This is a genomic window from Rhodobacter capsulatus, assembly GCF_052363185.1.
Classification (GTDB): Bacteria; Pseudomonadota; Alphaproteobacteria; order Rhodobacterales; family Rhodobacteraceae; genus Rhodobacter; species Rhodobacter capsulatus_E.
The window spans coordinates 343,445-357,032 of sequence record NZ_CP198955.1 but is presented as its reverse complement, the minus strand read 5'-3'; the positions used below and the strand labels follow the sequence as shown (position 1 = coordinate 357,032).

Genomic DNA, 13,588 nt, shown 5'->3' with positions numbered 1-13,588 from the left:
AAATGCACGCCCATGGACAATCAAAACAGGAACCTCATCCTTGCGACGGTGCTTTCGGCACTGGTGATCGTCGTCTGGACCGTCTTCTTCCCGCCGCCGAAACCGGAACCGACCGACCCGGCCGCCCAGGGTCAGGTCGCGACGGAAAGCGCCCCGGCGGCAGCGCCCGCCACGGCGCCCCTTGCCACGGCCGCGCCGACGGTCGACCCCGCGCCCGAAGCGCCGCGGGTCGCCATCGACACGCCCGCGCTGACCGGCTCGATCTCGCTTCTGGGCGCCCGGTTCGATGATCTTTCGCTGAAGACCTACCGCGAAAAGCTGGACGAGACCTCGCCGCTGGTGCGGCTTCTGGCGCCGGTCGGCGGAACCGATCTGGACAGCGCCAAACCCTATTACGTCGTGCAGGGCTGGTCGGCGCTGGCCGGTGTCACGGCGGCGCAGGTGCCCGGTCCGAAGACGCTCTGGACCGCCCCCGAAGGCGCGAAACTGACGCCCGAGACCCCGCTGGTCCTGACCTGGGACAATGGCGCGGGGCTCGTGTTCACCCGCACCATCGCCGTCGATCCGCAATATCTGTTCAGCATCACCGATGCGGTGCAGAACACCGGCACCGCCCCGGTCAGCATCGCGCCCTGGGGCATCATCGCCCGGCACGGCATCCCGGCGGGCAACCGCGTCTATGTGCTGCACGAAGGTGCGGTGCGGATGACCAACGGCGAATTGCAGGAAATCAAATACGCCAAGATCACCGATCTTGACACCGTCCCGGGCGAAGGTCAGGCCGACGTGCTTTCGGCCGAGACCGGCGGCTGGGCCGGGTTCACCGACAAATACTGGATGACGACGCTGATCCCCGACGCCGCCCGGTTCACCTCGGTGGTGAAATATGTCGCCTCGGCCGATCTTTACCAGACCGAGACCCGGCAGCCCGCCATCGAAATCGCGGCCGGGGCCAGCACCTCGATCACCACGCGGCTCTTTGCCGGCGCGAAGGAATGGGAGCCGATCGCCCGGTATCAGAACGACCCCGGCCTGTTCGACCGGCTGTTCGGCGACACCGTCGATCCGACGCAGCCGCAGATCACCCGCTTTGTCGATTCGATCGACTGGGGCTGGTATTACTTCCTGACGAAACCGATGTTCCGGCTGCTGCACTGGCTGCATGCGGTGCTGGGCAACATGGGCTGGGCGATCATCGCGCTGACCGTGATCATCAAGATGATCGTCTTCCCGCTGGCGCGGACCTCCTACATCTCGATGGCGAAGATGAAGGAAATCCAGCCGATGATGGAGGCGCTGAAAGAGCGCACCAAGGACGACAAGCAGGCGCTGCAACGCGGCATGATGGAGCTTTACAAGCGCGAAAAGATCAACCCCGCCGCGGGCTGTCTGCCGATCCTGCTGCAGATCCCGATCTTCTTCGCGCTTTACAAGGTGATCTACGTCACGATCGAGCTGTACCACGCGCCCTGGATCGGCTGGATCAAGGACCTCTCGGCCCCCGATCCGTCCTCGATCCTGAACCTGTTCGGCCTGCTGCCCTATGCCACGCCGGAGCCGGGCTCGCTGCTGTTCATCTTCAGCCTGGGCGTTCTGCCGATCCTGCTCGGCATCTCGATGTGGTTCCAGCAAAAGCTGAACCCGGCGCCCACCGATCCGAGCCAGGCCGCGATCTTCGCCTGGATGCCCTGGATCTTCATGTTCATGCTGGGCGGCTTCGCCTCGGGGCTGGTGCTCTACTGGATCGCGAACAACGTGATCACCTTCGTGCAGCAATATTCAATCATGTCGCTGCACGGCAAACGGCCTGACCTGTTCGGCAACATCGTCGCCGGGTTCCGCAAGAAGACCGCGGAAGAACCGCCGAAGAAATGACCGGACGGTTGACCCATATCGTCCGGCACCCGATCAAGTCGATCGGCCACGAGGACATCGACAGCGCGCCCCTGCATCAGGGGCGCGTTCTGCCTTTCGACCGGGTCTGGGCGGTGTCGCATCAGGCGGCGAAATTCGACAGCCCGCTGCGGGACTGGGCCCGCAAGAGCAATTTCCTGCGCGGCGTCGCGGCGCCGCAGCTGATGGCGGTCACCGCGCAGATGCAGGCGGACGGGCAAATCACGCTGCGCCATCCCGACCGGGCCGCGCTGACCTGCGACCCCGACCGGGCCGAGGATCAAGCCCGGCTGATCGACTGGCTGCGCCCGCTCTGGCCCGAAACCCGCCCGGCGCCGCGCGCGGTCGAACGTGTCGATGGCGTTGCCCTTTCCGACATGGCCGAGCCCTATGTCTCGCTGCTGTCGCTTGCCTCGCTCGAAGCACTTGGGCAGGCCGCCGGGCGGCAGATCTCGCGGCATCGCTTTCGCGGCAATCTCTGGGTGGAGGGCTGGGCCCCCTGGGCCGAGCGCGATCTGCCGGGCAAGCGGCTGCGCATCGGGGCTGCCGTGCTGGAGGTGGCGATGCCGATCACCCGCTGCCGGGCCACCTGCACCGATCCGGCCACCGGCACGGAAGACCTTGAAATGCTGGAATTGCTCGAGCGCCTGAACGGCGACTGGCATTTCGGCTGTTATGCGACGGTGATCGAAGGCGGCACCATCACCCTTGGCGACCCTGTGGAGGTGCTTTGATGCAGATGCAATTCACGCTGGCCCCGGAGCCGGAGCAAGAGGCCCGCGAACGCGGCCGGCTGCTGTTCGCGGCGCCGGTGGTTTTCCTAAAAGGCGTCGTCGCGATGACGGGCCTGCCCCCCGCCGACCGGATCGAAGTCTGTTTCGCGGGCCGCTCGAATGTGGGGAAATCCTCGCTGATCAACGCGCTGACCGGGCGCAAGAACCTGGCCCGGGCCTCGAACACGCCGGGCCGGACGCAGGAGATCAACTTCTTCACCACCGAGGGCGGCCCCTATCTGGTCGACCTGCCCGGCTACGGTTTCGCCGAAGCGCCGGTGGCGATCGTAAAGAAGTGGCAGGCGCTGCTGAAATCCTATCTCTCGGGCCGCGCCACTTTGCGCCGCGCCTTCGTGCTGATCGACGCGCGGCACGGGGTGAAGGCGGTGGACGAGGACATCCTGCAGCTGCTCGACCGCTCCGCCGTGACCTTTCAGGCGGTGCTGACCAAGGCCGACAAGATTTCCAAGGCCGAGCTGGAGCGGGTGATCGAACAGGTCAAGGGCGCGCTCTCGAAGCACCCGGCCGCCTTCCCCGAGATCGTCGTCACCTCCTCGGAAAAGGGCGAGGGCATCGAAACCCTGCGGGCGATCATCGCGACGCTGGCCTAGGGGGCGCTGCCCCCGTCCCTGCGGGACTCCCCCGGGATATTTGAGGCAAGATGAAGGGCCCTTTCACCTTGGCCGAAATATCCCGGGGGGAGGCGCAGCCGGGGGGCAGAGCCCCCCTCTCCGCCGGTCAGACGTGCTGCCCCGCGTTCACCTCGATTTCCGTGCCGGTCACATAGCTTGACGCATCCGAGCACAGGAACCAGATCACATCGGCCACTTCGCGCGGCTGGCCCAGGCGGCGCAGGGGCAATGTCTCGACGATCTTTTCGGTGCCGGGCGAGAGGATCGATGTCTCGATCTCGCCCGGCGCAATCGCATTCACCCGCACGCCCAGCGGCCCGAAATCATGCGCCATCTCGCGCGTCAGCGCCTTCAGCGCCGCTTTCGAGGTCGAATAGGCCGCCCCCGCAAAGGGATGCACGCGCGAGCCCGCGATCGAGGTGACGTTGACCACCGCGCCCTTGGCCGCCGAGAGTTCATCCTTCAGCCCGCGGGCCAGCACGATGGAGGCAAAGAAGTTCACATGGAACACCTGCCCCCAGGTGCGCAGATCGGTGTCGATGGTGTTGAGCCGCGATCCCCCCGGCCCTTTCGGCGAAATGCCCGCGTTGTTCACCAGCGCATGCAGCCGCCCGTCCAGCCGCGACTTGATCTCGTCGATGGCCTGAATGGTCGCATTCGGGTCGCCCAGATCGAGCTGGATGTGATCCTCGCGCCCGCCGCCCCAGGGGCATTGCTCGGGGAAGGGTTGGCGCGAACAGGTGATGATCCGCCAGCCCTCGCGCGCGAAGCGCTTTACCGTGGCATGGCCGATCCCGCGGCTCGCCCCTGTCAACAGCAACACCTTCCGTCCGTCCATGCCCGTTCTCCTGCTTTTCCCCTTCGATGTAATCACCCCGGCGGCATTGGCAATGCCCTTGGCAGGGACCATGATTGGTTCTAACACTTTCCCGACTTCCCCGAGGGCCCCTGATGAGAAAACAGACGATGGACCGTGACTGGATCGCCACCGCGAAAACGCTTTCCGAAGCGCTTCCCTATCTGCAGCGTTACACCGGCGCCGTCGTCGTGGTGAAATTCGGCGGCAACGCCATGGGCGACGACGAGGCGATGGCGGAATTCGCCCGCGATGTCGTCTTGATGAAGCAGGTCGGCATGAACCCGGTCGTGGTGCATGGCGGCGGGCCGATGATCAACGAGATGCTGTCCAAGCTCGGCATCAAATCCGACTGGGTCCGCGGCAAGCGCGTCACCGACAAGGCCACGGTCGAGGTGGTCGAGATGATCCTTTCCGGCCTCGTGAACAAGCGCATCGTGCAGGCGATCAACGATCAGGGCGGCCGTGCCGTGGGGATTTCCGGCAAGGACGACGATCTGATGGTCTGCGAGGCGGACGATCCCGAGCTTGGCTTCGTCGGCAAGCCGGTCGAGATGAACGTGCAGATCGTGCGCGATCTTTACGGCGCGGGGCTCATTCCGGTGATCGCCCCGGTGGCGACGGGCGTGAATGACAACGAGACTTTCAACGTCAACGGCGACACCGCCGCGGGCGCCATCGCCGGCGCGCTGCAGGCGGACCGGCTGCTGCTGCTCACCGATGTGGCGGGCGTCAAGAACAAGGCGGGCGAGGTCATCACCCAGATGAGCCCCGACGAGGTGCATGCGCTGATTGACGACGGCACGATCTCGGGCGGCATGATCCCGAAGGTGGAAACCGCGCTGAAGGCGGTCAAGGAGGGCGTGCGTGCCGTGGTCATCCTGGATGGCCGGGTGCCGAACGCCTGCCTGCTCGAACTCTTCACCGAACACGGGGCGGGCTCGATGATCCGCTCGACGCTGACGCGGGTCAAGCCGCGCCGCCGGTGAGCCTGCCCCCGGCCCTGACCGAAGCGCTGGCCACGGACAGGCTGTTCGTGGCGGGCATGGTCCATGAGCGGGAGGAGACGATCCTGCTCCTCTCCCCTGACGAGCCCGGCTTCTGGGATCATGTCACGGCAGAGCCGGAATTTGCCGATGGCCGCCCCGATCCGCTCGACCGCTGGTCGAAACGGGTAATCGGGGCCTTGGCCACGGCCTTCGGCGGGCGCGCGGTCTTCCCCTCGGACGGGCCGCCCTACCCGCCGTTCTTCGCTTGGGCGACCGAGTCGGGGCAGGCCTTTCCCGCGCCGGTTCAGATGCTTGCGCATCCGCGGATGGGGCTTTGGACCTCGTTTCGGGGGGCGCTGGCCCTGCCCGACCGGCTTCCCCTGCCCCCTGCGTCAAAACACCCCTGTTCGGGCTGCGCCGCGCCCTGCGCCACCGCCTGCCCCTGCGGCGCCCTGTCGGCAAAGGGCTATGACGTCCCCGCCTGCCACGCTTTCCTTAACACCCGGGAAGGCGAAAATTGCCTTTCTGCAGGCTGTCTTGTCCGGCGCTCTTGCCCCCCGGGTCAAAGCTATGGCAGGCTGGAGGCTCAATCCGCTTGGCACATGAGGCACTTCCACAGATGACCCCCCTTGGACACCGTCGCCTGATCCTCACCCGCCATGCGAAATCGAGCTGGGACGATCCCCTGATTGCCGATGCCGATCGGCCGCTTAACGCGCGTGGCCGGGCCGCGGCGCATGAACTGGGCGATTTTCTCGCCTCGCGCGGGCTTGAACCCGAGGAGGTGCTCTGCTCCCCCGCCACCCGCACCCGCGAGACCTGGGAGGGCGTCGCTTCGGCGGTGATCGAAACCCGGCCCGAGGTGCGCTATATCGACAGCCTGTATCAGGCCACGCCGGAGACGCTGCTGGCGGTGCTGCGGACGGCGACCGCCTCCACGGTGATGCTGATCGCGCATAATCCGGGGATCGCCGATTTCGCGGCTTCGCTGCCGTCGCGGCCGAATTACGACCCGGATTTCCGCAAATATCCGACCTGCGCCACGCTGATCGTCGATTTCCAGATCGACGACTGGTCGCAAGTCGCCCCGGGTCAGGGCTCGATGCTCGACTTCTTCCTTCCGGCGAGCCGCGGCAAGTAAAAGGGCAGCCCCACGGCCGCCCTTTCATCTTGCCTCAAATATCCCAGGGGGTGCGGGGGTGTGAAACCCCCGCTTCTGCCGTCAGTGTCCCAGAATCTGGCTCAGGAACTGCTTCGTCCGCTCCGATTGCGGGTTGTGGAAGAAGTCATGCGGGTTGTTCTGCTCGACGATCTGCCCGTCGGCCATGAAGATCACCCGGTTCGCGACGGCCTGAGCAAAGCCCATCTCGTGGGTCACGCAAAGCATCGTCATGCCTTCCTCGGCCAGCTGGATCATCGTATCCAGCACTTCCTTGATCATCTCGGGGTCAAGCGCCGAGGTGGGTTCATCGAACAGCATGATCTTCGGCTTCATGCACAGGCTGCGCGCAATCGCCACCCGCTGCTGCTGCCCGCCCGAGAGCTGGCCGGGGTATTTATGCGCCTGCTCCGGGATCTTCACCTTTTCCAGGTAATACATCGCGGTTTCCTCGGCCTCGCGCTTGGGCACCTTGCGCACCCAAATGGGCGCCAGCGTCAGGTTTTCCAGAATCGTCAGATGCGGGAACAGGTTGAAGTGCTGGAACACCATCCCGACTTCGGACCGCACCTTGTCGATGTTCTTCAGATCCGAGGTCAGTTCGATCCCGTCGACGATGATCTTGCCGGACTGGTGTTCCTCCAGCCGGTTGATGCAGCGGATCATCGTTGACTTGCCCGAGCCCGAAGGCCCGGCAATCACGATCCGCTCGCCGCGATGCACCGTCAGGTTGATGTCGCGCAACACGTGGAACTGGCCATACCACTTGTTCATCTGGCTGATCTGGATCGCGACCTCGTCGCTCACCTGCATGTGGCTGCGGTCGACCTGGTGGTCATAGCTGGGCTCTGACATGAGCGCCTCCTTAACGGTGGTCACGCTTCAGCTTGCGCTCGAGATACATCGAGTAGCGCGACATGCTGAAGTTGAAGAGGAAGAAGATGAGGGCGACGAAGATATAGGGTTCCCAATAGGTGCCCTTCCACGCCATGTCGGAACGCACGACGTTCGAAATCCCCTTGAGCGGGTCGAAAAGCCCGACAAAGGCCACCAGCGTCGTATCCTTGAAAAGCCCGATGAAGCTGGAGACGATGCCCGGGATCGAGATCTTCAGCGCCTGCGGCATGATGATCAGCCGCTGCGCCTGCCAGTAATCCAGCCCCAGCGCATCGGCGGCCTCATATTGGCCGCGCGGCAGGGCGGCCAGACCGCCGCGGATCACCTCGGCGATATAGGCGGCGGCAAACAGCGTCACCAGGATCACCACCCGCAGGATCAGGTCGAAATTCGTTCCCGGCGGCAGGAAGTATTGCAAAAGCAGCGAGGCCGAGAAGAGCAGCGTGATCAGGGGCACGCCGCGGACGAATTCGATCACGCCGACCGAAAGCGATTTCACGATCAGCATGTCCGATTGCCGCCCCAGCGCCAAGAGGATGCCTAGAGGCAGCGAGACGACGATGGCGCTCACCCCGATCACCAGCGCCAGCAGGAAGCCGCCGAACTGGTCGCTGTCCACCTCGGACAGGGCCAGCGGCAGAACCGATTGCAGCGCCGCCTCGATCGGATCGGTGGCGTAAAGCCAGACCAGCACCGCACCGACAAGCCCGATCCCGGCCGAGACCGGCACGCCCAGTTTCGGCGCCAGCGCGGTGAACAGCAAGCTCATCAGCGCAAAGCCCGCCAGCACCGCCACCGGCCCCCAGACCGAGCCGCCCCAGAGCAGCCAGAACGCCACGAACGGATAGAGCAGCGTCCCCCAAAGCAGTTTGCGCGGCAGGGCGTCAAACAGCGCCGGGGCCAGCGCCAGGAAAAGCCCGGCAAAGGTCAGGATCAGCCGCCAGTATTGATCGACCGGGTAGAAGCCGAACAGGAACTGGTTCCAGCGCACCCGGATGATCGCCCAGCAGGCGCCGGTGGCCTCGGGGCCCCAGCGCTCGGCGATGATCGCGCGGCATTCGGTCAGCGAATTGGCGTTCCAGACGCCATGCAGCAACCACGGCGCCGCCGCCTGCACCAGCCAGACCGTGGCCAGCAGGCCAAGGATCGTCAGAGCGGTGTTCAGCGGCCCCGAGAACAGGTTCTCGCGCAGCCATTTCACCGCGCCCACCTGCGACACGGGGGCGGGGCGGGGCGCCAGCATTTCGGTGCGCACGAAGGAGGTGTCACTCATCTTAGCGCTCCTTCAGCTTGATCGAACTGTTGTAAAGGTTCATCAGGCTGGAAATCGTCAGGCTGATGGTCAGATAGATCAGCATCATCAGAAGCATGCATTCGAGTTCCCGGCCGGTCTGGTTCAGCGTGATCCCGCCCAGCGTGCCGCGCAGGTCCATGTAGCTGACCGCGATGGCCAGCGACGAGTTCTTCGTCAGGTTCAGGAACTGCGAGATCAAGGGCGGCACGATCACCCGAAGCGCCTGCGGCAGGATGACAAGGCTCATGGTGCGGCCCGGCCGCAGACCCAGCGCATAGGCGGCCTCGGTCTGGCCCCTGGAGATCGCCTGAATCCCCGCCCGCACGATTTCCGCGATGAAGGCCGCGGTATAAAGCGTCAGCGCGATCAACAGCGCGGTGAAGGAATGCAGCATCTGGAAGCCGCCGGTGAAGTCGAATTTTGTGATCCGCGGATAATCCAGATGGAAGCCAAGCGCCCAAAGCAGGGCGGAAATCGGCGCAAACAGGATCAGCAGGCTTGGCAACCAGGTCATGGGCCGGATGCCGGTCGCCTCCTGCACCGCCTTGGCGCGGGCCATCAGCCGCCGCCAGCCCCAGAACGAGGCCGACATCACCGCGATGATCGCCAGCGCGTTCAGGCTGACGGGCAGGTTCCAGCCGATATCGACCACGCCCAGCGAATTGTCGAAGGCGGGGGCGGGCATGTTGGTGCCGCGGTTCGTCACCGCCACCGAGTCAAAGAACCACATCGAGGCCTTGGGGGCCTCGCCCGCGGCCTGCATCGCCTCGGTGATGCGGAAATCGCGCGGATTGGGCCGGGTCTCGGCCAGGATCGTGCCCATCAGCAGGATCCACAATAGCAGGGGAATGTTGCGGAAGGTCTCGACATAGACCGTCATGATCCGCGCCACGAGCCAGTTGTGCGAAAGCCGGAGCACGCCGATCACCGTGCCAAGGATCGTGGCGAAGAAACAGCCCAGAACCGAGACCAGAAGGGTGTTCAAGAGCCCCTCGACCAGCGCCCGGAAATGGGTGTCGTCGTTCGAATAGGGGATCAGCGTCTGCGCCAGGTCATAGCCCGCCCGCGTCCACAGGAAGCTGAAGTTGAAGTCCTTGCCCTTGGCTTCCAAGTTCACATAGGCGTTGTTGAGCAGCCAGACGAGACCGGCCAGAAACAGCAGCAGAACCACGATCTGGATGGTGATCGCGCGGAACCGCGTGTCGTAAATGAGCATCGAGAGCCGAAAGCCAGCTTTCGGCGGGTCACTTGCAAGTGCCATGGTTTTCCCCTGTCCGATCTGCCCCGCGGCTTTGCGCCGACTGCGTTCGGGACCTGTGTCCCGGCAGACCGTCCTTGAAATGCAAAATGCGGCCGGGGCTTGGCCCGGCCGCATCGAAAGACGGGATCAGCGGAACGGCGGGGCGTACATCAGCCCGCCCTGGGTCCATTGCGCGTTCAGACCGCGCGCCAGACCGATCGAGGTCGACGCCCCGATATTGGCTTCGAAGACCTCGCCGTAGTTGCCCGAGGCCAGGATCGCGCGCTTGGCGAACTCATTGTCGAGACCGATCTTCTTGCCCATGTCGCCTTCGAGGCCGAGCAGGCGGCGGATTTCCGGGTTCTGCGTCGTCGCGGCCACTTCTTCCAGGTTCGCCTTGGTCACGCCGTATTCCTCGGCGGCGACGAGCGCGTAGAAGCTCCAGCGGACGATGTCGCCCCAGTTGTTGTCGCCATGACGCACGACCGGGCCGAGCGGTTCCTTCGAGATGATCTCGGGCAGGATCACGATATCGGCGGCATTGGGCAGCGTCGCGCGCGACGAGGCCAGGCCCGAAGCGTCGGTGGTGTAGCTGTCGCAGGCGCCGGCGGCGAATTTCTGCTGGCCTTCCGCGTCATCGGCGATGTTCACCGGCGTATAGGTCATGTTGTTCGCCTTGAAGAAATCGGCGAGGTTCATCTCGGTGGTGGTGCCGGTCTGCACGCAGATCGTCGCGCCGTCGAGTTCCTTGGCCGAACTGACGCCGAGCGACTTGTTCACCATGAAGCCCTGACCGTCGTAGTAGTTGACGGCGACGAAATCGAGCGCCAGCTCGGTATCGCGCGAGAAGGTCCAGGTCGAGTTGCGCACCAGCACGTCCACCTCGCCCGAGGCCAGCGCGGTGAAGCGGGTCTCGCCGGTCAGGGGCACATACTTCACTTTCATCGGGTCACCCAGGACCGCCGCCGCAACGGCCTTGCAGACCGCGACGTCAAAGCCCTGATAGGCCCCGTTGGCATCCGGCGCGGCGAACCCGGTCAGGCCGGGGTTCGAGCCGCAGATCAGCTCGCCGCGGGCCTTGACGTCGTCGAGCGTCGAAGCCGCAGCCGCGCCCGCCACAAGGGTGGCCATCGCAACCGAGCCGAAGAATACGGATTTTTTCATGTTTACCTCTTCCTGAGTTGCCGCCTTGGCGGCGGTGAGCGTGCCCTTGACGGGTCTGAAGTTGGCTGTCAGGTCGCCCCGACTGCCGGAGTTTGCGCAAAAGCGGGCAGATTGGTCAAGTCGTCTGAGTAATTTTCGCGACGGCAAGCGCCCGCAAGGCGGGCAAATGCCCGCCCCGCGCGCAGACGATGGCGCCCGGACGCGTCAGGGTAAGTCCGTTCAGCCGGTATGCCGCAGTATCCAGAATCGCGCGGCATGGATCAGCGCCTGTTTTTTCAGCGCGGCAAGGTCGGCGGCTTCCTCGTCCGCGCCCCATTGCGAAATCTGCCAGTCCTCGTCGATGCGCGAGAGCCGCCAGGCCTCCTCGGCGTCAATCTCGCCCTCGGCCACCGCAAGGCCCAGCACGAGCGAGCCGGTGAGGCCGACCAGATCATGCAGCGCCGCCAGTTCCCAGATGTCGCAAGCGGCGACCCGGTCGGCCAGCGCGGCCAGAGCTTCGGGCGGCTGCGCGACGGGCAGAACCCCCGCGGTCACACTCAACCGCGCACCGAGCCGCGCGGCGGCCCAGCCCAGCCAGCCATCCCAGGCCGCGGCCTGCCGCGCCACCAGCTCTGCGGGCCGTTCGGCGCGGTAGCACAGCAGATCGGTCTCGCCATAGGCGGCGATCAGCCCGGCCACCTCGGCCTGCTGCGGGCGCACCTTGTCCAGCGCGGCATTGGTCGAGCGCGTTACCGGCATCGTCGCGGGATCGACCTTTTCGCCCTGCGCCTGCCATTCGGCGGCGACGGCCTCGGCCATCGCCCGGGTCGGCAGCACCAGCGCGGCCTTGGCCGGGGTCTTCACCGCGCGCCCGTCGAGCGTCACCGTGAAGCCGCCCTCGCAGGCCTCGACCGTTGCGGCTTTCCAGAACCGTTTCGCTTTCCAGCCGCTCATGCCAGCCCCTCCTGCAGTGCCTGTTCCAGCGCGGCGAAACTCTCGACGATCCGCCCGGCTCCGGCCTTTTTCAATTCGGAAACAGGGTGATAGCCCCAGCTGACGCCAATCGTCGCCACCCCCGCGGCGCGACCCATCTCGATGTCGAAAGTGGTGTCGCCGATCATCACCGCATCTTGCGCGTCAACCCCCGCCGCGCGCAGCGCTTCCAGCACCATCGAAGGATGCGGCTTCGAGGGGTGATCGTCCGCCACCTGCGCCGAAGTGAAGAGCCCGTCAAGCCCGTGATGGGCGATCAGCGCGTTCACCCCGCGGCGCGACTTGCCGGTGGCGATGGCCAAAAGCCAGTCCTCCCGCCCGGCCAGATGCAAAAGACACGCCTTGGCGCCCGGATACAGCGGCGCGGGCGCGGCGGCGCGGCCGGTGAAATAGCTGGCCTTGTAGGCCGCCACCAGCGCCGCCTGCGTTTCGGCATCGGCCGCGGGGGCCAGATCCGCCATCGCGACCGGCAGCGACAGGCCGACGATCGCCAGCACCGCCGCGGGCGGCGGCGGGGACAGGCCGACGGCCCGAAACGCCTCGGTCATCGCGGCAAGGATATGCGCCTGGCTGTCGGACAGCGTGCCGTCGACATCGAAGATCGCCAGTTTCATCAAGCGTCCTCGAACGGGTCCAGCGGAGCCTCGCCCTCGATCCAGCCGAGCGTTTTCCAGGTGCGGACCATGTGATCGGGCAGCGGCGCGGTGATGGTGACGCGCTTTTTCGTGATCGGATGGTCAAAGGAAATCGTGCGCGCATGCAGATGCAGCTTGCGCGACAGCTCTCCGCCCAGCTGCGAGCCCCAGCCGTCGCCCAGATTTTCCTGCCCCGAGCCGCCATATTTGCCATCGCCGACGATCGGATGGCCCAGTTCCGCCATATGGGCGCGCAGCTGGTGCGTGCGCCCGGTGATCGGCACAAGGCCGACCCAGCTGACGCGGCTTCCCAGCCCGTCGATCACCGCGAAATCGGTGGTGGCGCGTTTCGCATCGGGCGTCGCATCGACTTTGGACGGGTGAATGCAGAGCATCTTTTCGCCTTCGCCGCCGCGACCGTGACCCGGCGCCTTCACCAGACCATAGCGGATCGTGCCCTTCTTCGGGCTGGGCACGCCCGCCACCGCCGCCCAATAGATCTTGCGGGTGGTCTTCAGCCGGAAGGATTCCGACAGCGCCCGCGCCACCCGGTCGGTGCGGGCAATGAGCAGCACCCCCGAGGTGTCCTTGTCGAGCCGGTGCACCATCTTCGGCCGGTCCTTGTAGCCAAACATCAGCGCGTCGAGCAGACCATCGACGTGCCGGTCCCCCTGCCCCGAACCGCCCTGCGAGGGCAGACCGGCGGGCTTGTTCAGCGCGATGATGTGTTCATCCTTCCACAGCACCGCGGCTTGGATCATCTTTTCATCATCGCGCGAGATCGTCACCCGATCCCGCCGCGCCTCGGACCGGCTTTCGGGCGCCTTCGTGCCCGCCTCGGGCAGGGGCGGCACGCGCACCTCCATGCCCGGGCCGATCCGGTCGCTGGCCTTGACCCGCCCGCCATCCACCCGCAATTGCCCGGTGCGGCACAGCTTTTCCACCGCGCCCTGGGTGAGGCTGGGGAATTTCTTCTTCAGCCAGCGGTCCAGACGGCTTTCGCCCTCGTCCTCGGTCACCTTGATCAGTTGCACCGAACTCATGCGAAAACCCCCGTGCGGGCACCCGCCCGCGATAAGCCTGC

General features: G+C 65.5%; 14 protein-coding genes. 6 read left to right on the top strand and 8 right to left on the bottom strand.

The window, feature by feature from the left end:
* Positions 1–12: 12 nt before the first annotated feature.
* Genes yidC through yihA form a run of 3 tightly spaced genes read left to right on the top strand, consistent with a single transcriptional unit; the run spans position 13 to position 3,277 of the window.
* Positions 13–1,875, top strand: a complete 1,863-nt coding sequence (yidC, locus tag ACTTAG_RS01855; protein ID WP_444463915.1) for a membrane protein insertase YidC — start codon at positions 13–15, stop codon at positions 1,873–1,875.
* Positions 1,872–2,627, top strand: a complete 756-nt coding sequence (locus ACTTAG_RS01850) for an MOSC domain-containing protein (protein WP_444463914.1) — start codon at positions 1,872–1,874, stop codon at positions 2,625–2,627. Before yidC ends, ACTTAG_RS01850 begins: the two co-directional genes overlap by 4 nt.
* Positions 2,627–3,277 (top strand): ribosome biogenesis GTP-binding protein YihA/YsxC, encoded by a 651-nt coding sequence (gene yihA / locus ACTTAG_RS01845; protein ID WP_444463913.1) that lies wholly within the window; start codon positions 2,627–2,629, stop codon positions 3,275–3,277. The genes ACTTAG_RS01850 and yihA overlap by 1 nt, the downstream gene beginning before the upstream one ends.
* A 127-nt stretch (positions 3,278–3,404) precedes the next feature.
* On the opposite strand, the gene ACTTAG_RS01840 is transcribed toward yihA, so the two are convergent.
* Positions 3,405–4,136 (bottom strand): SDR family NAD(P)-dependent oxidoreductase, encoded by a 732-nt coding sequence (locus ACTTAG_RS01840; protein WP_444463912.1) that lies wholly within the window; start codon positions 4,134–4,136, stop codon positions 3,405–3,407.
* 128 nt (positions 4,137–4,264) lie between these two features.
* Here ACTTAG_RS01840 and argB point away from each other — a divergent pair, with 128 nt between their 5' ends.
* Genes argB through ACTTAG_RS01825 form a run of 3 tightly spaced genes read left to right on the top strand, consistent with a single transcriptional unit; the run spans position 4,265 to position 6,284 of the window.
* Positions 4,265–5,143 (top strand): acetylglutamate kinase, encoded by an 879-nt coding sequence (gene argB, locus ACTTAG_RS01835; protein WP_444465178.1) that lies wholly within the window; start codon positions 4,265–4,267, stop codon positions 5,141–5,143.
* Positions 5,140–5,766: a ferredoxin gene (locus ACTTAG_RS01830; protein ID WP_444463911.1), complete on the top strand. Its 627-nt coding sequence runs from the start codon at positions 5,140–5,142 to the stop codon at positions 5,764–5,766. Before argB ends, ACTTAG_RS01830 begins: the two co-directional genes overlap by 4 nt.
* Positions 5,763–6,284, top strand: a complete 522-nt coding sequence (locus ACTTAG_RS01825) for a SixA phosphatase family protein (RefSeq protein ID WP_444463910.1) — start codon at positions 5,763–5,765, stop codon at positions 6,282–6,284. The genes ACTTAG_RS01830 and ACTTAG_RS01825 overlap by 4 nt, the downstream gene beginning before the upstream one ends.
* Positions 6,285–6,365: 81 nt before the next feature.
* Here ACTTAG_RS01825 and ACTTAG_RS01820 read toward each other — a convergent pair whose 3' ends face one another.
* The 7 genes from ACTTAG_RS01820 to ACTTAG_RS01790 form a co-directional block, all read right to left on the bottom strand.
* Positions 6,366–7,157, bottom strand: a complete 792-nt coding sequence (locus ACTTAG_RS01820; RefSeq protein ID WP_444463909.1) for an amino acid ABC transporter ATP-binding protein — start codon at positions 7,155–7,157, stop codon at positions 6,366–6,368.
* A gap of 10 nt (positions 7,158–7,167) precedes the next feature.
* On the bottom strand, positions 7,168–8,472 hold the full coding sequence (locus ACTTAG_RS01815) for an amino acid ABC transporter permease (protein WP_444463908.1): 1,305 nt from the start codon (positions 8,470–8,472) through the stop codon (positions 7,168–7,170).
* A gap of 1 nt (position 8,473) precedes the next feature.
* Positions 8,474–9,754 carry an amino acid ABC transporter permease gene (locus tag ACTTAG_RS01810; RefSeq protein WP_444463907.1) on the bottom strand — a complete coding sequence of 427 codons (1,281 nt, stop codon included), beginning with the start codon at positions 9,752–9,754 and terminating at the stop codon, positions 8,474–8,476.
* A 126-nt stretch (positions 9,755–9,880) separates the two neighbouring features.
* Positions 9,881–10,897 (bottom strand): amino acid ABC transporter substrate-binding protein, encoded by a 1,017-nt coding sequence (locus ACTTAG_RS01805; RefSeq protein ID WP_444463906.1) that lies wholly within the window; start codon positions 10,895–10,897, stop codon positions 9,881–9,883.
* Between the two features lie 219 nt (positions 10,898–11,116).
* Complete coding sequence (locus ACTTAG_RS01800) at positions 11,117–11,830, bottom strand: ATP12 family chaperone protein (RefSeq protein ID WP_444463905.1); 714 nt, start codon at positions 11,828–11,830, stop codon at positions 11,117–11,119.
* On the bottom strand, positions 11,827–12,483 hold the full coding sequence (locus ACTTAG_RS01795) for an HAD-IA family hydrolase (RefSeq protein ID WP_444463904.1): 657 nt from the start codon (positions 12,481–12,483) through the stop codon (positions 11,827–11,829). The genes ACTTAG_RS01800 and ACTTAG_RS01795 overlap by 4 nt, the downstream gene beginning before the upstream one ends.
* Positions 12,483–13,547 (bottom strand): RluA family pseudouridine synthase, encoded by a 1,065-nt coding sequence (locus ACTTAG_RS01790; RefSeq protein ID WP_444463903.1) that lies wholly within the window; start codon positions 13,545–13,547, stop codon positions 12,483–12,485. The genes ACTTAG_RS01795 and ACTTAG_RS01790 overlap by 1 nt, the downstream gene beginning before the upstream one ends.
* Positions 13,548–13,588: the final 41 nt, after the last annotated feature.

Excerpts from the sequence above, each read along its gene's own strand:
- ACTTAG_RS01825 (WP_444463910.1), top strand. The coding sequence starts at position 5,763 with ATGACCCCCCTTGGACACCGTCGCCTGATCCTCACCCGCCATGCGAAA.
- argB (WP_444465178.1), top strand. The coding sequence starts at position 4,265 with ATGGACCGTGACTGGATCGCCACCGCGAAAACGCTTTCCGAAGCGCTT.
- ACTTAG_RS01840 (WP_444463912.1), bottom strand. The coding sequence starts at position 4,136 with ATGGACGGACGGAAGGTGTTGCTGTTGACAGGGGCGAGCCGCGGGATC.
- yihA (WP_444463913.1), top strand. The coding sequence starts at position 2,627 with ATGCAGATGCAATTCACGCTGGCCCCGGAGCCGGAGCAAGAGGCCCGC.
- ACTTAG_RS01815 (WP_444463908.1), bottom strand. The coding sequence starts at position 8,472 with ATGAGTGACACCTCCTTCGTGCGCACCGAAATGCTGGCGCCCCGCCCC.
- ACTTAG_RS01800 (WP_444463905.1), bottom strand. The coding sequence starts at position 11,830 with ATGAGCGGCTGGAAAGCGAAACGGTTCTGGAAAGCCGCAACGGTCGAG.
- ACTTAG_RS01790 (WP_444463903.1), bottom strand. The coding sequence starts at position 13,547 with ATGAGTTCGGTGCAACTGATCAAGGTGACCGAGGACGAGGGCGAAAGC.
- ACTTAG_RS01820 (WP_444463909.1), bottom strand. The coding sequence starts at position 7,157 with ATGTCAGAGCCCAGCTATGACCACCAGGTCGACCGCAGCCACATGCAG.
- yidC (WP_444463915.1), top strand. The coding sequence starts at position 13 with ATGGACAATCAAAACAGGAACCTCATCCTTGCGACGGTGCTTTCGGCA.
- ACTTAG_RS01810 (WP_444463907.1), bottom strand. The coding sequence starts at position 9,754 with ATGGCACTTGCAAGTGACCCGCCGAAAGCTGGCTTTCGGCTCTCGATG.
- ACTTAG_RS01850 (WP_444463914.1), top strand. The coding sequence starts at position 1,872 with ATGACCGGACGGTTGACCCATATCGTCCGGCACCCGATCAAGTCGATC.
- ACTTAG_RS01795 (WP_444463904.1), bottom strand. The coding sequence starts at position 12,483 with ATGAAACTGGCGATCTTCGATGTCGACGGCACGCTGTCCGACAGCCAG.
- ACTTAG_RS01805 (WP_444463906.1), bottom strand. The coding sequence starts at position 10,897 with ATGAAAAAATCCGTATTCTTCGGCTCGGTTGCGATGGCCACCCTTGTG.